Below are 17,620 nucleotides of genomic sequence, written 5' to 3'. Positions count from 1 at the left end.
GAAAGGAAAAACTATGCGAGAAAAAAATGTGCGAGAAATCAATCTTACAAAAGAAAATATTTGCTTCGCTAATAAGATTAGCGTTGAAGATAATGTGATTGCTGCCGAGTGTACCCTGTTGTTTGATGTTGATAAGTATTTTGGAACAACTATCAAAAAGGATAATACTTGGATTAGCTTTGATGTATGCTGGACTCCTAATGAATCAGTCCATGCTGAATACCGTCTGCGTTCCTTTGATGACTGCTGCAAACGTCTTGTTGATTGGCGTTTAACGGAGGAAGAGCAGGAAATCATCTTAGATAAAATGGAAGAATATTGTATGCAAGAAACCGGAAAGACTTTACAAGAATTATGGGACTCATACGAGGTCGAATAAAAAAAACCATGGCAATACAGAATGGTCGGGAATTCCCGGCCATTTTGTTTGTCCGCGCTTTTTACATTCTAAGAATATCAGATCAATTTAAAGAAAGGAGCATAATAATACATCGATCTGAAATTCAATTTGTCAAGGAGATGAAAAATCATGAAATACCGATGTTACGATTGGTATGGGACCGAAAAGGCAAATAACCTTTCCTCTTTAAAAGATGCCGTAAAAGAAGCATTGAGATTAGGTTGTGAAGTCTACGATGAAAACGGAGAAATCATATTTTCACAATGGGATGGATGGAACGGGGATTATCCTGATATTAAAAAGAAGGCTTTTCCTGTTGCAGATATGGAAATGGTTAAAAAAGCCCAAAATTTTCTAAAAAAAACCAGTACCTATGAAGATTGGTGTTCTTTCAAGAATAACCAATTTCATAAATGGATAGGTAAGGCAGAATGGCTGCATAGTGATCGATGGAGCGCTGCTTATGACTGGGTGTATGATGGAAAATTTGCCGATGTGGATATTCCAAATGATATTATTAATTGCCTCGTTGAAGAATGGGAGAAGTCAATGGGATTGAAAGTTGGCATATAAAAAAATTTGGAAATGGAGTAACATATGGATTACCAAAAACTTTTTTTGCAAAGATGGAAAGAGCTGGAAAATGAAATTGAGCTTGAAAAAGAAGATGGAGAAACAAGTTTTTTGGAAAAAGACATCTTTTTCAAATTCTTCACTTCACCTGAACTATTAGTTGGATATTATGTTTGGAGAGAAAGCGGAAACCTAGGGTATGCATATGAGCTGTTTATGGACGAATATGATGACTGGGTTGATGACTGCAAAGATATTGCGTTTAAAGCAAAAGCTGTTTTCGAAGAGCATATAAAACAATGATCATGTAAAAGGATGGTACGTCAATTGAAAAAATGTTATGGTATATGTTGGAATTGTGGCAGGCCATTTACACAGAGCAGAACTGACCAACTATTCTGCTCTGCCAAGTGTAGAAATAAATATCGCTACACACCTGTTCCACGTTGCAAAAACTGTACTGCTCCTGATTGTGCTATCAGAGATGAACAAAGAGCATATGCCCCTAAAGCTTGCCCTGAACGGAATCACTAGGAGCTACGGAGCATAAAAATTTTTATGGTCCCGGGTAATATTATCGCTTGCTTTTATTACTTATGAAAAGTATTAAAAATAACATTGGAATAGGAGATCAGCTATGACAGAGAAAGGGATTGAAGTTGTGATGAATGCATTGGCAGGAACCCCAACAGTGGTAACGGCCGATTTTGCCAATGAGATAAATCAGTTTATTGATAAGTTGGCGACTTTTTTAAATGCATGTGGTGAAAAGCCGATTTATATTTTATGTAACGACATAAATTTAAGCAAAGCATATAATGGTGGAAGAGAATTTTTTGATGCATTAGAATCAAAAATTAGTAATCCAAAGATAGTTAGGAGAATGCATTTTAATAACAACAATAAAGACAGACATTTTGAATATGGGGATGAATATAAAAGGAATTGTCTTATTTTTGATGACATTCCGGATGAAATAAGAAAGGCATATAATCCATTTGACAGTTGTGCTAGTGCACAGATACTCATAAAAAAAGAGCAGAAAGAAGTGATTAGATGATTTTGAGTGTAAGTAGAAGAACAGATATTCCGAATTATTATTCTGAATGGTTTTTTAATAGATTAAAAGAGGGATTTTTATATGTTCGTAATCCAATGAATTTTCATCAAATAAGTGAAATTAAAATATCGCCAGATGTGGTAGACTGTATTGTGTTTTGGACTAAAAATCCATTGCCGATGATGGAGAGATTAGACGAACTAGAAGCGTATAATTATTATTTTCAGTTCACACTTACAGGGTACGGAAATGATGTGGAGAGAAATTTGCCAAATAAAAAAACATCAGTCATTCCTATTTTTCAAGAATTATCAAATAGAATAGGTAAAGAAAAGGTGGTTTGGAGATATGATCCTATTTTTTTTAGTAATAGGTATAATGCCAAATATCATTTAAAAGCATTTAGAAGTATTGCAGAGGCATTAAGTGGATATACGGAAAAATGTGTAATCAGTTTTTTGGATATTTATCCTAAGAATAAGAAAAATATGGATAATTTGTTAAGTTATGATTTGAGCGATAGTGAATTACGGGGATTTGCAAAAGAATTAAGCAATATAGCAAAAGAAAATCATATCAAAATTGGAAGTTGTGCTGAAAAAATTGATTTGGATGAATATGGAATAATTCATAATTCCTGTATTGATAAGGAATTAATTGAAAAAATTATAGGTTGCAAATTAAAGATAAATAAAGACAAAAATCAGCGTATTGAATGTGGCTGTGTAGAAAGTGTTGAGGTAGGTACATATAATACATGTAAAAACGGATGTGTATATTGTTATGCGAATTATAGTGCAAAAAGTGTGGGATCTAATTTCCAAAAGTATGATCCTTTGTCACCACTTTTATGTGGTCATATAGAAAAAGATGATAAGATTAGTACTAGAAAGGTTGTGTCGTTAAAGGAAACACAGATAAGCATTTTTGACATTTGAATTTTTAGATAATATTTAAGTTGCGAGGGAAATAAAAATAGAAATTGTGATGGCTCTATTTTGGCTCTAATAATTTGGCATGAGAAAAATATCAGATAAAATCCAGAGAATACGAATACAAAATGGCACAAATGTGTACTGAAAACTACCTGGATTATCTAATCCACACCCGAAGTAGAACGGATCTTAAGAGAAAAAATACAAATTGAAAAGGAAAACGGAGGAAACTGCCATGAAAGCAGAAGTAAGAGCAAAATACATTACTAAATGGGATGACGGAAGGACGATTCTTGAGTCACCGTGCAAGGTAAATCTTATTACACACGAAATTTTGCATATTGGACGACGAAAAATCATCTGCAGCCCCTACCCAAATCGTGTTCTGGATGATTATGTAGAACACTTGGATGCTGAATATGTCCGTTTTGCAGACGGAACCTGCTGCAATGTTGTCGATTACCAGTCTACGTGGTCTTTCAAGGAACAATGTGGTATTGCACCGTTTTATAGGTCCTAAAAGGATATGGAAGGGTAAATGTTATGCTTAAAAATCTAAATTTGTTTCGTACAAAAAAGCAGTTAGAGAAACAGCGTTATAAAACGATACTCGTAGGAGAAAAAATCACAATGACATCGTATTCCCGCGAAGGATTCATATTTTTAAAGAGCCGTGAAAAAGCAAATAAATCCAATGGTTAATTCGATCGGTTAATACAATATTGGGAAATGTGTTAATCCAAAAGTGACAATTCAAAAAGAAAAGTGAGGAACGAAAATGAACATTCAAAGTATTTCGAAGGAAAACGCTAATGCAAACGTAACTTTAAGTGCATCAGAACTTGTTCTCATTTGCAATATGTTTCATGAGCAGCTTGCCAAAGAGAAAAGTAACGCCAAGTTTTTAGAATTATATGGTGATCTGATGTTGGCCAGAGATTTGTGTCAGTATGGACATGTTGACAACTTTTGTCTGGGCGGCATTGTAAAATGCCGTAACAGCATCGGAAATGGGGTAAATGGGGTATTGTCCGACGAAGATATTGATAAATTCAATAACTTTTTGGAAGATATGCCGACTGCATTAGATAACGCCGAATGGTTAAATGACTATGTGAGTGAAATCGAAAAAATTGCTGCTCAATTGACGATGAGCCAATCCGACGGTTACTCACATATTTTACGAATCTGCGATGCTATGAAAAGGGAGCTTACCGTATCTGCCGAAATGGAGGATGACTTATGATGCTACAAACCCTTAAAGGTTATAAAGTTGTATATAATATAAAGGGATACGACATAATAGCTGGCAATTCCCAGATTTTTCCAAAACGCCATATTGCCGAAATATATAAACGGAATTATGAATCACACCCATGGTTCCACGAAGAACTCATTATCCGGGAAGCAGACTATGAAGGTGTTCCATTGAGCGAGAGTATTATTATCAATGGGAGAGAACTCATTGACCGGGAACATTATTTTGGACTTGATGCGTGCGAAGTGGGATGCTATATTACAGAAGATCTTTTGGATGAGCTTCTTGGTATGCTGCCCCCTGCCTGCACGAGAAGTGATTGTTCTCAAATTGGAGAACCTGTCTCACATCGAATTGCAGAAAATGGTTTCGAAAAGCCCACCTATGCTACATTTAAGAAAGTCGAGGCTGGCATATGGGAGTATTGCGGGGATTGTTTTCGGGGTGAAAACGTATGTTCTGGCATAGAATTACCGTATTTGTAATATTGCGTTTCTTGCTTTCATATGCTATAATGTATATGGATAGATACTAAAAATGAAGTGCTATTTTCATAATAAGTAGCAAAAACCTCGGAGGTAGGCAAACTCCGGGGTTTTTATTTTACTCGAGGCGATATGATATAGACGGATATAACATAACATCTGATAATCACAAAAAAACACGGCAGCATAAATAATGCATCTGCCGTGTTTTTTTGTCTAAAAATATTTTTCGTACGTGAAAATTACAATTCCATTTTTTTTCAATTCTATAAATATCAGACGTACATGCACTAAAACGTTCTGAAATACACATTAAGAGGTAAAAAAATATGGAAAAGACCAGAAAACAACTTGTGGCAACCGTAGCAGCAATGTTAGGAGATCAGTATAAAGTTTCGATCTCCACACGACATTTTGAGGAATCCCTCAAAGAGTTCGACTCAACGTATTTCATTGAAATCGTAAAAAAGGCAGCGGGAGACAGCTTAGTCCCTGTTATTGCGCTTGATCCATTTGTAAAGGCGGTCAATCAGAATGAAATTTCCATGAATCGAGCTGCGTCTGTAATCATCAATACATTTTTTGAAGCTGAGTCCGAGGCTGACAAAACAGACTTTTCGTCTTGCCTCTCGAAAAAGTATATATTAGATCATGTTTTTTATCAGATGTTTCCATCTGCAGCATGCGAACATTTACCGTTTGCGGCACCGTCAAAAACCTTTTTTGACCTTACTGTATTATACATGCTAGACCTTGATGTTACAGCGTTTGGGGGAGGTATGTGTGTCGTCTCCAGTGCAATGATGAGCGAATTGGAAATTACTGCAGCAGAACTTGATAGTGCAGTGCGAAGAAATATCTCTGATTCTGATTTTAAACTTCAAAAACCGAAGCCAAAAACCATTCAACAAAATCCGATTTTGGCAAATTCTTATATAGTTTCCTGTGAAAAACACAGAAATGCTGTTTTGCTGTTCTCTGAGTATTTTCAGAAGCTGGCAAATTATTTACAGGATGATCTTTACGTTTTACAGTTAAGCATTTATCATGTTTTGGTTGTCCCGGCAGCAACGTTCACGGCATGCTCCGTTGATGAGATCGCTCCTATTTTGTACTCTGCTCTTCGAAAATTTGCTCCAAAAGCAACGGTTCTTGGAACTTCTATTTATAAGTTCGATCGGACGGAAGGGAACTTTTCTACTATCATCAAATAGTTAAGAGTTAGATCATCCAATAAAATGTGGCGGGCATAATGTATCAGCCGTGCTTTTGTCTATTTTTCAAAAAAATTTGCGCGCCTAACTTCATCACTGAAGCAACAAGAATGCGACGCGCAGTTTTCAAGGATTATTTTCCAGGAGTCTCATATTGATACGGTGATGTACAGAAATGCGTTGCAGATACATGTTCCGAGGACAGGAACCGATGTGGATGTCATTTTAGCCGCAGTGGAAGAGTATCTTATGATGCTTGCAAAAAAACGAATAAATACAAAATGTTTCAAAACAAAAAAATAGTCAACCTATGGAGCAAAGGATTCTAAGTACAAAAGTACCTACTCCCATTCGGGAACCCAGCTTTATTCTTCGTAGGTTGACTATTTTCAATATAACATATTCAAGTCCGAAATGCAATGAGTTGCAAATGTTTCTTGATGGATCTTGATTGATAGAAGCATGTTATTTTGCACGCAATTTCCAATATTATCTATATCAGATCAATTTAAGCAGAAAGGAGTATGTCAAATAACAGATCTGAAATACAATATGTCCATGGAGAAAAAATGAAAAAATTGCATTCATCAAATAGAGGATTAACCTTCTCTATAACACCAAACGAACAATATTATCCCGGCGGCCATTATATTTATGAAGTCCGCCCAACTTGCATTATCATTCGCCCTTCTAAGAGCGGCCTTAAAATTTCCAAAAAGAGATCTGGAGCCAACATAAATGCCCTATTTGATCTTAGGAGTAAAAAAGTACGCGATGCAGTTTCCAGATGCAGTCATATGGAAATGGAGGTTCTGCAGGACAAAATTATCGTACGCTGCATCCGCAGTATTAAGGACAAAATCGTTCCCATTGAACGTGTCCTTGCTGAACTCAGCGTATCCAAAGTAGTTTTAAAGGCTGCCGCTGGCATTGAAGGGCAAATCAGCATTGCGGAATATTTGGATTCCATCGGATTTTCTGACTGGAATACAACCGTTAATGAGGAAGTACGATCTGTATTTTCTGTTATGTCTTTATTTTCAGGAGCAGGCATGTTGGACTGGCCATTTCATCTGGACCCGGCCTTTGAAATCAACTACGCATGTGACTCTGATGCGGCTGCCTGTGAATCGTATCGACATAACATAGGAAATCATATTGTGTGCCGTGATGTCCGGGAAGTTTCGGGAAAGATCCCTCCACAGCACCTGATCATAGGCGGGCCTTCCTGTAAACCATTCTCTTCCAGTAATCGAAGGAGAAGAATGGAGAATCATGAAGATGTTGATCTTGTGGATGAATATATTCGCATCACACAGGAAAATTATCCGGAAATTTTTGTAATTGAAAACGTTCCGCAATTTATCACCTGTGAAAGCGGAAAATTTCTTTCCAAAGTGCTGCAAAAATTGAGCCATCGGTATACAATCACATCCAACATTGTACGAGACTGCGATATTGGCGGATATACCACCCGAAAAAGGGCGATCATTATCGGATCTCGTATCGGTAAAATTCAGCTTCCACAGCTCAAATTATACCCATTCCATACGGTCCGTGAAGCATTATCCAAAGTCACATCCAAATGGTATAACTACTTTGATGTAACTACAAGCCGTCCGGAAACAGAGAAGAGAATGGCTCTCGTCCGGCCCGGACATAATTTCAAAGACATTCCTGAATTTCGTGATAATAAAACTATGCATTCAGATCGCTACTATCGACTGGATTATGATTCTGTATCTCCTACCATTGTCAATTGGAGAAAGCTCCCCATTATTCATCCAACAGAAAACCGAACATTAACTGTAGCAGAAGCTTCTGCCTTAATGGGATTTGATCAGCGTTTCGAATTTCATGGAACGATCGGGGAACGTCAGCAGCAGTGTGGAAACGGATGTACCTACGCAATAGGTAGTCTGATCAAAAAGGTCACTAAAGAAGCCCTGCTCCGGTATCATTGCGATCCGATCCTTAGTGTGTAGTACATATTTGAATGTTAAATAGAAGGAGGAAAATTTTATGTTATGGACAGTATTATTTCAAAAGCTGAAACGTCAGCCGCCGAAAGCATCCCAGATATATGCACTTCTGGACAATCCCAAGACACATCGAACAGAAAAAGTATATCTGAAATTAAAGTATGATTCTCATGGATATCCTTATTTCGTTCCAAGAGACGAAAATATTGAACGCGGATATCGGAAAACGAAATAAACAACCCAGGGGGTGCGAGCAGCATCCCCTTTTCTTATTGCAAATACCGCCCCCAAAAAGACCTGCATTTTTTGTTTTTTACAGTCTTTCTAATTCTATCAGTATCAGATCAATAAACGAGGAAAGGAGTATACAAATCAGATCTGAAATACATTTTGTCAAAAAAGGAGAATTAACATGATCAACGGAGAATTAATCGTTGACAACTTTGCTGGCGGTGGCGGGGCAAGTACAGGCATTGAACTTGCTACTGGTTATAGCGTTGATATTGCTATAAATCACGATCCAGAGGCAATTCGAATGCACCAGACCAATCATCCAAACACAAAACACTATTGCGAAGATGTATGGATGGTAGATCCTGTTAAGGTTTGCAATGGACGTCCAATAGGGCTTGCCTGGTTTTCACCAGATTGTAAACATTTCAGCAAAGCAAAAGGCGGAAAGCCCAAGGATAAGAACATCCGTGGCTTGGCCTGGGTAGCCTGCAGATGGGCGGGATTAGTACGTCCGCGAGTTATTATGCTGGAGAATGTAGAGGAATTCAAAGGATGGGGGCCTCTTAACAGGCAGCATCATCCAATCAAAGCCAAACGCGGCACAACATTTCAGAAATTTGTTCATCAGCTCAATGATTTAGGATATGAGGTTCAATATCGAGAGCTGATTGCTGCTGATTATGGCGCACCTACAACCCGAAAGAGATTTTTTCTGATTGCTCGATGCGACGGAAAGCCTATTGTATGGCCCTCACCTACGCATGCGCCGGCTGATAGCCCAGAAGTCAAAAATGGGCATTTAAAGCCATATCTGGGAGCCTACACGCAAATCGACTTTCAGCGTCCTTGCCCAAGTATTTTTGATACGGCAGAAGAAATTAAGGAAAAATATGGCATCCGTGCGCAAAGACCGCTTTCTCCAAAAACGATGGAGCGGATTGCAAGAGGAATCCAAAAATATATCTTAGAGAACCCAGAACCTTTTCTTGTCCAATGCAACCACGGTGGAGATCGGAAAGCAGGGGATTTACACATCCCGCTCCCTACAATCACAGCGAAAAATGGGTATGGAATTGTGCGGCCGACGCTTGCTCCCTGCAAATCAGGAAAAACTTCTGCATTTTTGCACAAATATTATTCAGGAGGATATAAAGGAGCAGGAGAATGCATGAAAAATCCATTACCTACTGTTACTGCATGGGATCATAACAGCATTGTGGCTGCAACTCTTGTTCAGATGAATAATCACTGCGATGGAAAGGACATTCGGAATCCTCTTCCTACCATCACAGCCGGAGACGGACATTTCGGTGAAGTAAGAGCCTTTCTTTTGAAATTCTATGGAAATCGTAGCGAAGGAGACCTGAAAGAACCATTAAATGTCATAACTACCAAAGATAAATTCGGGCTTGTTACAATTTCAGGAACGGATTATCAAATCGTAGATATTGGGCTGAGAATGCTGGAACCACAGGAACTTTATGGATGCCAGGGCTTTCCAAGTGATTATATCATCGATCATGACTATACGGGAAAGACCTATCAGAGAGCAGAGCAGGTTAAAAGATGTGGCAATGCCGTTTGCCCACCCATACCAGCCGCCCTTGTAAAAGCGAATCTTCCTGAACTGTGCAAAGCAGAAAGGCAGCCCATTTGTCGCCCAGACAGAATCCAAACTGAGCGCAATGGACAGTTGAAATTTGCATAAATATTGTTTCCACACAAGGAAAGGAAAAACGTATGAATATGAATGAAATTAAAACTCCAGCATTAGATAAGTTGTTGGAAGTTCAGGATCAGATGGATTTATGCAGAAATTTTTTGGAGTATTTTCTGAAGAATTATTCTGCTTTTGAAAAGAAACGTCCAAGAGAAAGTGTTTTCGCAGATGTTTCAGGCGCAGGAGATTATATCAATGTTGATAAGCTGCTTGCCGATTTCTTCGAAATTGACCTGCCACAAGCAGAAAAAGAAAGAGAAGCATTATTGGATTCATTAAAAGAGCATTACAATGCTCAAAAAAATATCTCACCCATACAATAGGAGAAAAAATTATGAAATATACTATTTTGATGAGCTGCGGACACCAAGTCACCGTTGATTTGGGCGGAAAAAATTCGGAGCGTGAGCGAAAAATCAAGTATTTTGAGACACAGGGTCTGTGCAAGGAATGCTATAAAAAAGAGATGCAAGAGCTTAAAGCAAGTAAGCCATTTGTACTCAATGCCAGTGTGCTTCCTTATATCAGTGAAAAAAATGGAAGCATTTTATTAAGCTTATGGTTCGAGGGAAATACACGACCATACAAAGATAAAATCAAATTATTAGGCGGCTACAGATGGCGTGAAAAAACGTCTGCAACTGATTTTTATTCAGTAGAACGGCGGCCTTTATGTTGGAACAAAATTATAGAAGAAGACCAGCTTAAAGATGAGATTGCGAAAGCGATCTCCATTGGAGCCGAAAGTGTTATTCCCGAGCAGAATTTATTCTCTTTTGCCCATTACCAAATTGCTTTAGAAGCAAAAAAGGCATGGATCGAGACGCATAAGCAGTCTTCAGAAAGTTCAGATGTCCCGGACTTTTTAAAGGGGCATGAATGGAATCATAAGTTATATGGTAAGACCGGAAGTTATGCTATCTATCCAGACGGGGAGAAAATGACTCTTACGGACGAGCAGGCTGCAGAAGTCAAAAAATACTTAGAAAAAGAGTAGATAAGTTTGTTAGCCTCACAGACTAATGCCATTTTTGACGCCATATTTCATCAATTAACGCCATTGGCATTAATTGTGTCTTTAATCGCGTAAGCAGAAAGGATATTGCTATGAATGGATATATGAATTTAGTAACCGCTATCAACTGTGATTGCAAAAAATACCATGGAGTATTACATAAAAATGGCTGTATGGAATGCAGCGACTGCCTGTTTCCGTATTGTTCCATTTTTGCATCGATTGTTGATCAGGCACGTAAACTTGCAGATGAGCAGGGTAGCTCATGGAAAGAAGTTCTGAACAATACAGAGACTGAACGGATCAATACCGGAGAAAACTACCTTACATTTTATCTTTCGAAGGGATTTATTTCTTCTTCAGCCTTTGACGTTAAAGCGCCAAAAGCGGCGTGTTTAAGAAAAGAAGCATAAAAAACAAAGTGATTTATTGCCCAAATATAACCGCGCACTTATGGAAAATGGCTATATGATGACATTTCGGCAGCTAAAACAGTGCAATTTAATAGATATTCGCGCATTTTATGATACGGAAGAGTATGGCATTCGCGCAAAACATTCCTATGTTGAATTGTCCCGATCCATTCCTCATGAACAGTTGTTTTACTATGCAATTCCATGTTATAATGAAGGGGTTTACTGGTATAGTAAGGGAAAATATATCTATTGGAAATTACAGGAAGTAAATTCATCTGAACATTTCATCTCTGTTTATCTGAGATATTACTTTTTAAACGATGGGATTTGGAGCTGCGGACCATCTGGAACTGTAAAGTATGTTTTAAATTCAACATCGGGGATAGAAGGGTGCGAGATCATTTGCCAAAAGGAATATTCCAGTGAAGATCTTCTTTTCCTTCTTAACGATAAAATTGTCGGATGGAACAAGATTGAAGCAAATATATGGGATCAGGCCAAAAGAGAATATGCAACTCTGTTAAAAAATTCATGGAAAGAACAAAATATTGACGAGCATGAAGCAACTCTTATCCGGCCGTTCCTTGTGAATACCATATTTTTATCTATCCAACTGGTTAAAAATAAGGTTTCGTGTCCCAAATCTTCGGTCAAAAAAGGGGCCGTTTTACCCCAAACTGCTCCAGTAGGTACTTCAAATGCAGAGCGTCCTGTTCGCATTGTGGGTGATATTTCCATTAAGGCAGAGCATGCCCCCAGAAAGCCTTGTACAATGCGGAATTTTCACGTAGACGCTTGGAAGACCCGCGGACACATGCGGACATATAAGTCCGGAAAAACTGTATATATTAAAGAAACTACGCACCACCGGAAAGCACATAACGGTGATGCGCAAAATGTAAAAATGATTGTGAAATCATTAAAAGAATAGAAATTCAATAAGGAGGCAGCCATGAAAGATGTTTGCATTGCTTATGCCGATAAAAGCGGAAATGGCTTTTCTGTCAGTGAACCATGGATCGAAGACAATTTTAACACGTTGGAAGATTGCGAGCAGAAAGCCAATGACTTAAAAGAAGAAGGATATCAACATGTGATTCTTTTTTACAAAGGAGAAGAGGAGCTTGAAAGCTATTCCTGGGAATATGTGGAGCAGCATAAAATTTAATGTACCTCTGAAGTAATAGAACAAATAAATCTTTAATGTATTGAATATTTTTCACATAAAACATAACCTGTTTTATAGCACATGATAAAAATTAAAGTTTATTTTTATCGTGTGCTTTTTTTACAATTCTATTAATATCAGATTAATAATAGGAAAGGAGTATACAATACGAATTTAGCGTAGAAAGAGAGGTAATGAGCATGATACACGCTATATGTGATTTTTGTGGAAAAGACTGTGATAGAACGGCAACGCTGTTATCTATGACACCTTTTCAAAATTTTGCTAGGTATCATACAGATAATGAACCATATGGAAATAGAGAAAAAACTAGAAGTTTTGTAATCTGCTATGAATGTTGTAAAAAACATAATCTTCCTAATCCGTATGAAACATATTCAGGAATTACTAAGCAAGAGGGGCATTATGAGAAATGCCTTGATAATTATACAGATGTTGACCTTGTAGAAGATAAAAAATACGATAAGAGATTTGATTAAATAAGGATTTAACTGATGATAGCTCAAGGCGAAGATAATTAAAAGGAGACAAATAATATGCAAAAAAAATTTATAACAATTGCAAGAGAAAATAAAAATGCAGACTTTTATTTAGTATGTCATACAGCCTGTAATGAACTAGGAAACTTTCAATGGTTCTTAAAAGATGACCCCAACTCTGAACATGAAGTAAATCTTGAAAACCAAGTTTATGAATCATTTTCAACTGACTCAAATTGGATCAGAAAAAATGCAGAAAATAAGTGGCTAGGTTGTCATTGTCTATTAAAAGATGATGAATATAATGAATATACAGAAATGATTTGTCATCTATCAAGCGATATTTTAACCATGCTTCGCAATAATATTTTTGATATGATTAGTACATTTAATTCTCAAGGGAATTTTGACCATAATTATATTTTAGAAAATTAAATACGAATTTGATCCACTTTTTGTCCTTTCTCCGGGATATAACGAGGGATATTATCTGGATCTTTCTATCCGCGGAGCCTGGTCTATTACGTACAAAATAGACACGCTTCATTTAGGTACCATAAAAACGCTGGGTAATTCCGTAGAAGGAATCCGTCAGATGGCAACACTCTATGGAGAATGCCTTGTTTCGTTTCAGAAGATCATGCATGATAATATGGATTCGTTTACTCGAAAAGGCTTCGATCTGAAGTTCTATAACACAAAAAAGGAATATTCCGGCGGATTTTCCGGTTTAGAGAGTTCCGACATAGCCCGCCAGCGATTCCAGGAATATCATTCAAAATCGCCTGAAGAGCTTAATTATGGTATTATTCGGGACAATATGTCTCGTAGAGAAAAAATTGTTACAGAAAGGAGCAGCTTATGAAAATCAATTTTTCCATAAACTATAAAGGATACACTGCTGATATATCATACGAACCAGAAGATAAGATCTATGTAGGTGAGGTCCGCTGCATTTCTGATTCTTTGAATTTTCATGGAAGATCCATTCTTGAGGTCAACGCAATGTTTCACCAATCCATTGAGAATTATTTGGATCTCTGCAAACAGATTGGTAAAGATCCTGAAAGGGCTGCCGACTATGAGCTTGCATGCAGAATTTACACCTGCATTTCTGATAATACGGATTGTACGACAGAACCCGAAGCAGTAGAAGCGCTCAGAGAAGCCGTTTTAAAGAGTGGAAAAGCCGGTACTTCAGCTTTTGAGTTATTATGTGATCGTATTGAAGAATTGCTGGAAAACAAGTAAAAAGCACTATTCAGAAAGGTTCTGGGAACACTGCAGATGCATGTGTTTCCGGAACCTTTTTCAATTTTTCAAAAAATCCCATTGTGTTTTCAATACTATATTTGAACAACAAATACAATAGGAGGTATGAAAAATTGAGACACAAAAAACTTATTATTGGAACAGGTATTTGCCTTCTAGGCATTGCCTTATCTGCCGCATGGTTTATTCCATGCAAATTGGAAGCTACTTACGCTGGTAAAACACCTTATCAGTACGATGCAGTCTCTGCCAAAAGCTTTCATGCAAACACTGTAAGCCTGCTCGGAAGGAAAAATCCGGTAACAGACATTTCTATCAGCCCTAAAAAGCTGTCTAAGTCCATCCAACGCATTACTGTGACGTACGGAGATATGTCCGTATCTGTACCTGTAAAAGCTATTAAAGCCGATCATATCGCATGGAGTTATGCGGATGGACCGATCTACGAAGGAGATTCTTTCCACTCGGAAGACATATCTGCGAAGCTTATTTATGCGGATAATACCCAAAAGGAACTGGCCGTATCCGATTTTGAACTCACAAAGACTCCTGAAATTTTAACTGCAGATGATCATACTGTAACTGCAAAGACTATTCTGGGCGAGGAGCAGTATGAGATTCCACTGAACACGATCAGCAAATTGTCAATGGAAAGTAAAGAACTTCTCTATGAAGGGGATTATCCAAAATCTGATTTTTCTTATGAAGTCACGTATAGTGGCAACGAAAAGAAAGAATTGTCTGTAGATGATGTTGAAATTTCTGACACAATTTCATTGGCAGCAGGAAATAATGATATTTCTGTTACCTATCTTGGAAAAGAATATACATCAACAATCACTGCAAAGCAAAAAACAGCTGCTGTCGTCGCCGCCGAGACCTATAAGGCAGAATTAGATAATAGTGTATCTAATGTCACAACCGATAGTATTTTCGTTTCCGTTCAGCAAAAATACACGGAGAGCGGTGAATATTTCTTAACCCATATTATCGTCAACGATCCATCTAATCAAGTCAAAGGCGGACTATCAAATGACAGTTGGGGCAGCTATAGAGAATATCCGACTACATATGCCGGCCGTACAGGAGCAGCAGTCACAACAAACGGCAGTTATTTTTCATATGATAGTGGGCAACCTGTATGCGCTGGATGTTTTATTAAAGATGGAAAAATTTTTAAAGACGGTGTGACGAATGGGAAAGAAATCTGCCTGGACAACACTGGAAAGTTTTATACTCCATCGGCTGGAATTTCAGCTTCTACCCTCCTTGCATCCGGAGTCAAAGATATTTGGGGGACAGCTGATCCACTGCTAATCCAGGACGGTCAAAAAGTAGATTTGGCAAATCAGCAAAAAATAAATAATACTTACTATAACCGAACAGCAATCGGTATGGTTCAGCCAGGAGCGTATTATATGATTACTGCCGGAACGGCACAGTACAAAAATGGATTGTCTTTTGCTGAATTGCAGAGTATTTTCGCCAATCTTGGATGTACCTATGCAAGAAGCATGGACGGCGGCGGTAGCAGTTCCCTTGTCGTGAATGGAAAGTTATTAAACACACCTGCGCAATACGATGAACGTCCGGTTGTCGATTTTCTGAGCTTTTTGCCATAAATATTCATAGCTCTGGATTGGATGGGAAACTCTCCCATTTATAATGACATTTTTGTTTTCGGGCTAATTTTTCATACTATTTTCATCAGATCAAATAAACGATGAAAGGAGTACCGAAACCTATAAGATCTGAAATACATTTTGTCAAGGAGTATATTTATGAAACCTATTAAAATTTTGCGTCTAAACAGAAAGCATCTTTCACAAATGACCTATTATTTCACAAGTTTTCAGGATAATAGCTGTTCCCATGATGGACAGTCATCTATCTGCCGTATTCACAGTATGCAATATATTCCGGTAACCCCTAATATGCGTGACTACAATTTGCTTGATTCCCTTGGTGTCGCACCTGATCTGGAGCGGATTCTGGATTATGCAATGTTATATGGTGCCACTTACGTAGAACTTACTGGAAATGATGCGGATATTGATCCTTTGCTCCCCACGTTCAAATGGACTCTGGACAACGATATCTTGTATGCTATTTTGAAAGATGGCGAACAGATGGCAACTTATTTTGCTATCGGAATTGATTTTCCTTGCCATTGCATTGTCCCAGCTAACTTTGTACTTGGATCATCGGATTTTTCAGCATGCATTGAGGATACGTTACGTCGTATTGCTTCCTTATATCCTGAATCAACTACGGCAGAACTTTATGCCAACATGGGTGCTGTACCTGACGAAAAAATCCCGGAAGGAGAAGAGGATAACTGGGTTCCTGTAGATCTTGGATATTCGATTCCGGAAATTCTGAGGATTGAAAATTCGCCAAAGCCTCCACTTTACTTCAAGGTAAATCCTCATTATGAAGATACGCTGGCTTTTAAAATGCCCTATTTTGATATGGACTACCTTGAAAAACATGTTCGGCCCGAGTTTGATGAGATTTCAGAAATTATCCCAATTTCTCCAGAAGATTATCAAAAATCGATCAAATACGAAGATGTATGTACTTCCGCACGGAACTAAATCTATTTTACGACTATGCTCAAATGATATTTTTTATCAAGAAAGGATTATATTATGCTGAATTTTTTGAAAAAACTTTTTATGCGTAACCCAAAACACTACATCGTTTCCGGCCCATCTGTACCGGAGAAAGACTTTACAAACAAACGCAACGCGCGTAAATTTCTGTTTCAGAACAGTGAAAATGGCTACGATGCTATGATCGACTGCCTTGATACAGATCCTTGCTGCAAATAATCAAAAATCCCCATAGCCACAAAGGTTCTGACTTCATTTTGAAGATTCAGGACCTTTTTTATTTTATATTTACAATACTAAATATATAGAAATTATTTCAAGGAGAGCATCAACATGGCTAAAGCATGCACATTTATCGGAAACAGAGACTTATCATTAAATGAACAGTGGGCTTTGCGCCCCCGTCTGCAGCAGGCTATTCTGAATTATCTGAATGCAGGAGGCTATTTTTTTGCGTGTGGTGGCTCATATGGGTTTGACTTAGTTGCTGCGGAAGAAGTTCTGAATTTCAAACAATATTATCCCTATATCCAGATGATTCTGCTGCTCCCATATCCCCATTATACCTCAAGGTGGACGATGGAAGACCAGCAACGCTTACAACAGGTTATGCAATACAGTATTTATCGTTATTCTTATTCTGCTTATCGAAAAGGCATCTAAGTTAGCAACCACCAGTTCAACTGGTGGTTTATTATTAGCCCTCCAAAGGGCTATTGTTACTATTCGCCCCAAAGGGCGGTATCGCAAGCACTTTTGCTGGCCCGCTATAA

The 17,620-nt window shown here is 37.9% G+C and carries 26 protein-coding genes; all 26 read left to right on the top strand.

The genetic code is table 11. The features are described 5' to 3' along the window. The first annotated feature begins 13 nt into the window (after positions 1-13). Positions 14-379, top strand: a complete 366-nt coding sequence (locus DWY63_RS11290; protein WP_117802140.1) for a hypothetical protein — start codon at positions 14-16, stop codon at positions 377-379. 150 nt (positions 380-529) lie between these two features. Then, positions 530-973: a hypothetical protein gene (locus DWY63_RS11285; RefSeq protein WP_117802139.1), complete on the top strand. Its 444-nt coding sequence runs from the start codon at positions 530-532 to the stop codon at positions 971-973. Positions 974-997: 24 nt separating this feature from the next. After that, entirely contained in the window at positions 998-1,276 is a 279-nt protein-coding gene (locus DWY63_RS11280; protein ID WP_117802138.1) for a hypothetical protein, read from the top strand. 37 nt (positions 1,277-1,313) lie between these two features. Next, positions 1,314-1,523: a hypothetical protein gene (locus tag DWY63_RS11275; RefSeq protein WP_117802137.1), complete on the top strand. Its 210-nt coding sequence runs from the start codon at positions 1,314-1,316 to the stop codon at positions 1,521-1,523. A gap of 87 nt (positions 1,524-1,610) precedes the next feature. Further along, a complete protein-coding gene (locus DWY63_RS11270) occupies positions 1,611-2,033 on the top strand; it encodes a hypothetical protein (protein WP_117802136.1) in 423 nt (140 codons plus the stop codon). Then, positions 2,030-2,971 carry a DUF1848 domain-containing protein gene (locus DWY63_RS11265; protein ID WP_117802135.1) on the top strand — a complete coding sequence of 314 codons (942 nt, stop codon included), beginning with the start codon at positions 2,030-2,032 and terminating at the stop codon, positions 2,969-2,971. Before DWY63_RS11270 ends, DWY63_RS11265 begins: the two co-directional genes overlap by 4 nt. 232 nt (positions 2,972-3,203) lie before the next feature. After that, entirely contained in the window at positions 3,204-3,488 is a 285-nt protein-coding gene (locus DWY63_RS11260) for a hypothetical protein (RefSeq protein ID WP_117802134.1), read from the top strand. Positions 3,489-3,746: 258 nt separating this feature from the next. Continuing rightward, a complete protein-coding gene (locus tag DWY63_RS11255; RefSeq protein ID WP_117802133.1) occupies positions 3,747-4,214 on the top strand; it encodes a hypothetical protein in 468 nt (155 codons plus the stop codon). Beyond that, complete coding sequence (locus DWY63_RS11250; RefSeq protein WP_117802132.1) at positions 4,211-4,711, top strand: hypothetical protein; 501 nt, start codon at positions 4,211-4,213, stop codon at positions 4,709-4,711. The genes DWY63_RS11255 and DWY63_RS11250 overlap by 4 nt, the downstream gene beginning before the upstream one ends. Before the next feature lie 329 nt (positions 4,712-5,040). Then, positions 5,041-5,925, top strand: a complete 885-nt coding sequence (locus DWY63_RS11245; protein ID WP_117802131.1) for a DUF5688 family protein — start codon at positions 5,041-5,043, stop codon at positions 5,923-5,925. 524 nt (positions 5,926-6,449) lie between these two features. Further along, a complete protein-coding gene (locus tag DWY63_RS11240) occupies positions 6,450-7,910 on the top strand; it encodes a DNA cytosine methyltransferase (RefSeq protein ID WP_117802130.1) in 1,461 nt (486 codons plus the stop codon). A gap of 37 nt (positions 7,911-7,947) precedes the next feature. Further along, positions 7,948-8,142, top strand: coding sequence for a hypothetical protein (locus tag DWY63_RS11235; protein WP_117802129.1), 195 nt, complete (start codon positions 7,948-7,950; stop codon positions 8,140-8,142). A gap of 177 nt (positions 8,143-8,319) precedes the next feature. After that, positions 8,320-9,849 carry a DNA cytosine methyltransferase gene (locus DWY63_RS11230; RefSeq protein WP_117802128.1) on the top strand — a complete coding sequence of 510 codons (1,530 nt, stop codon included), beginning with the start codon at positions 8,320-8,322 and terminating at the stop codon, positions 9,847-9,849. A 32-nt stretch (positions 9,850-9,881) separates the two neighbouring features. Next, positions 9,882-10,184 carry a hypothetical protein gene (locus DWY63_RS11225; RefSeq protein WP_117802127.1) on the top strand — a complete coding sequence of 101 codons (303 nt, stop codon included), beginning with the start codon at positions 9,882-9,884 and terminating at the stop codon, positions 10,182-10,184. An 11-nt stretch (positions 10,185-10,195) separates the two neighbouring features. Beyond that, positions 10,196-10,858 (top strand): hypothetical protein, encoded by a 663-nt coding sequence (locus DWY63_RS11220; protein WP_117802126.1) that lies wholly within the window; start codon positions 10,196-10,198, stop codon positions 10,856-10,858. 110 nt (positions 10,859-10,968) lie between these two features. After that, complete coding sequence (locus tag DWY63_RS11215; protein ID WP_117802125.1) at positions 10,969-11,289, top strand: hypothetical protein; 321 nt, start codon at positions 10,969-10,971, stop codon at positions 11,287-11,289. 55 nt (positions 11,290-11,344) lie between these two features. Continuing rightward, positions 11,345-12,223: a hypothetical protein gene (locus tag DWY63_RS11210; protein ID WP_117802124.1), complete on the top strand. Its 879-nt coding sequence runs from the start codon at positions 11,345-11,347 to the stop codon at positions 12,221-12,223. Between the two features lie 21 nt (positions 12,224-12,244). Next, a complete protein-coding gene (locus DWY63_RS11205) occupies positions 12,245-12,460 on the top strand; it encodes a hypothetical protein (protein ID WP_117802123.1) in 216 nt (71 codons plus the stop codon). Between the two features lie 200 nt (positions 12,461-12,660). Then, complete coding sequence (locus DWY63_RS11200) at positions 12,661-12,960, top strand: hypothetical protein (RefSeq protein WP_117802122.1); 300 nt, start codon at positions 12,661-12,663, stop codon at positions 12,958-12,960. A 57-nt stretch (positions 12,961-13,017) separates the two neighbouring features. Further along, a complete protein-coding gene (locus DWY63_RS11195) occupies positions 13,018-13,395 on the top strand; it encodes a hypothetical protein (protein ID WP_117802121.1) in 378 nt (125 codons plus the stop codon). A gap of 160 nt (positions 13,396-13,555) precedes the next feature. Further along, positions 13,556-13,825: a hypothetical protein gene (locus tag DWY63_RS11190; RefSeq protein WP_117802120.1), complete on the top strand. Its 270-nt coding sequence runs from the start codon at positions 13,556-13,558 to the stop codon at positions 13,823-13,825. Continuing rightward, complete coding sequence (locus tag DWY63_RS11185) at positions 13,822-14,211, top strand: hypothetical protein (RefSeq protein ID WP_117802119.1); 390 nt, start codon at positions 13,822-13,824, stop codon at positions 14,209-14,211. Before DWY63_RS11190 ends, DWY63_RS11185 begins: the two co-directional genes overlap by 4 nt. A gap of 134 nt (positions 14,212-14,345) precedes the next feature. Beyond that, positions 14,346-15,854 (top strand): phosphodiester glycosidase family protein, encoded by a 1,509-nt coding sequence (locus DWY63_RS11180; RefSeq protein ID WP_117802118.1) that lies wholly within the window; start codon positions 14,346-14,348, stop codon positions 15,852-15,854. A gap of 159 nt (positions 15,855-16,013) precedes the next feature. Continuing rightward, positions 16,014-16,829, top strand: coding sequence for a hypothetical protein (locus DWY63_RS11175; RefSeq protein ID WP_117802117.1), 816 nt, complete (start codon positions 16,014-16,016; stop codon positions 16,827-16,829). An 81-nt stretch (positions 16,830-16,910) separates the two neighbouring features. Continuing rightward, a complete protein-coding gene (locus DWY63_RS17985; RefSeq protein WP_158568351.1) occupies positions 16,911-17,066 on the top strand; it encodes a hypothetical protein in 156 nt (51 codons plus the stop codon). A gap of 114 nt (positions 17,067-17,180) precedes the next feature. Next, positions 17,181-17,510 carry an SLOG family protein gene (locus tag DWY63_RS11165; RefSeq protein WP_117802115.1) on the top strand — a complete coding sequence of 110 codons (330 nt, stop codon included), beginning with the start codon at positions 17,181-17,183 and terminating at the stop codon, positions 17,508-17,510. The last annotated feature ends 110 nt before the right edge of the window (positions 17,511-17,620 follow it).

This window comes from Blautia sp. AF26-2, assembly GCF_003460955.1.
Classification (GTDB): Bacteria; Bacillota; Clostridia; order Lachnospirales; family Lachnospiraceae; genus Fusicatenibacter; species Fusicatenibacter saccharivorans.
The sequence above is the reverse complement of the archived record's forward strand: the minus strand, read 5'-3'. Positions and strand labels throughout refer to the sequence as shown.

Coding starts and splice junctions, on each gene's coding strand:
- DWY63_RS11290 (WP_117802140.1), top strand. CDS start 14: ATGCGAGAAAAAAATGTGCGAGAAATCAATCTTACAAAAGAAAATATT.
- DWY63_RS11285 (WP_117802139.1), top strand. CDS start 530: ATGAAATACCGATGTTACGATTGGTATGGGACCGAAAAGGCAAATAAC.
- DWY63_RS11280 (WP_117802138.1), top strand. CDS start 998: ATGGATTACCAAAAACTTTTTTTGCAAAGATGGAAAGAGCTGGAAAAT.
- DWY63_RS11275 (WP_117802137.1), top strand. CDS start 1,314: ATGGTATATGTTGGAATTGTGGCAGGCCATTTACACAGAGCAGAACTG.
- DWY63_RS11270 (WP_117802136.1), top strand. CDS start 1,611: ATGACAGAGAAAGGGATTGAAGTTGTGATGAATGCATTGGCAGGAACC.
- DWY63_RS11265 (WP_117802135.1), top strand. CDS start 2,030: ATGATTTTGAGTGTAAGTAGAAGAACAGATATTCCGAATTATTATTCT.
- DWY63_RS11260 (WP_117802134.1), top strand. CDS start 3,204: ATGAAAGCAGAAGTAAGAGCAAAATACATTACTAAATGGGATGACGGA.
- DWY63_RS11255 (WP_117802133.1), top strand. CDS start 3,747: ATGAACATTCAAAGTATTTCGAAGGAAAACGCTAATGCAAACGTAACT.
- DWY63_RS11250 (WP_117802132.1), top strand. CDS start 4,211: ATGATGCTACAAACCCTTAAAGGTTATAAAGTTGTATATAATATAAAG.
- DWY63_RS11245 (WP_117802131.1), top strand. CDS start 5,041: ATGGAAAAGACCAGAAAACAACTTGTGGCAACCGTAGCAGCAATGTTA.
- DWY63_RS11240 (WP_117802130.1), top strand. CDS start 6,450: ATGTCAAATAACAGATCTGAAATACAATATGTCCATGGAGAAAAAATG.
- DWY63_RS11235 (WP_117802129.1), top strand. CDS start 7,948: ATGTTATGGACAGTATTATTTCAAAAGCTGAAACGTCAGCCGCCGAAA.
- DWY63_RS11230 (WP_117802128.1), top strand. CDS start 8,320: ATGATCAACGGAGAATTAATCGTTGACAACTTTGCTGGCGGTGGCGGG.
- DWY63_RS11225 (WP_117802127.1), top strand. CDS start 9,882: ATGAATATGAATGAAATTAAAACTCCAGCATTAGATAAGTTGTTGGAA.
- DWY63_RS11220 (WP_117802126.1), top strand. CDS start 10,196: ATGAAATATACTATTTTGATGAGCTGCGGACACCAAGTCACCGTTGAT.
- DWY63_RS11215 (WP_117802125.1), top strand. CDS start 10,969: ATGAATGGATATATGAATTTAGTAACCGCTATCAACTGTGATTGCAAA.
- DWY63_RS11210 (WP_117802124.1), top strand. CDS start 11,345: ATGATGACATTTCGGCAGCTAAAACAGTGCAATTTAATAGATATTCGC.
- DWY63_RS11205 (WP_117802123.1), top strand. CDS start 12,245: ATGAAAGATGTTTGCATTGCTTATGCCGATAAAAGCGGAAATGGCTTT.
- DWY63_RS11200 (WP_117802122.1), top strand. CDS start 12,661: ATGATACACGCTATATGTGATTTTTGTGGAAAAGACTGTGATAGAACG.
- DWY63_RS11195 (WP_117802121.1), top strand. CDS start 13,018: ATGCAAAAAAAATTTATAACAATTGCAAGAGAAAATAAAAATGCAGAC.
- DWY63_RS11190 (WP_117802120.1), top strand. CDS start 13,556: ATGGCAACACTCTATGGAGAATGCCTTGTTTCGTTTCAGAAGATCATG.
- DWY63_RS11185 (WP_117802119.1), top strand. CDS start 13,822: ATGAAAATCAATTTTTCCATAAACTATAAAGGATACACTGCTGATATA.
- DWY63_RS11175 (WP_117802117.1), top strand. CDS start 16,014: ATGAAACCTATTAAAATTTTGCGTCTAAACAGAAAGCATCTTTCACAA.
- DWY63_RS17985 (WP_158568351.1), top strand. CDS start 16,911: ATGCGTAACCCAAAACACTACATCGTTTCCGGCCCATCTGTACCGGAG.
- DWY63_RS11165 (WP_117802115.1), top strand. CDS start 17,181: ATGGCTAAAGCATGCACATTTATCGGAAACAGAGACTTATCATTAAAT.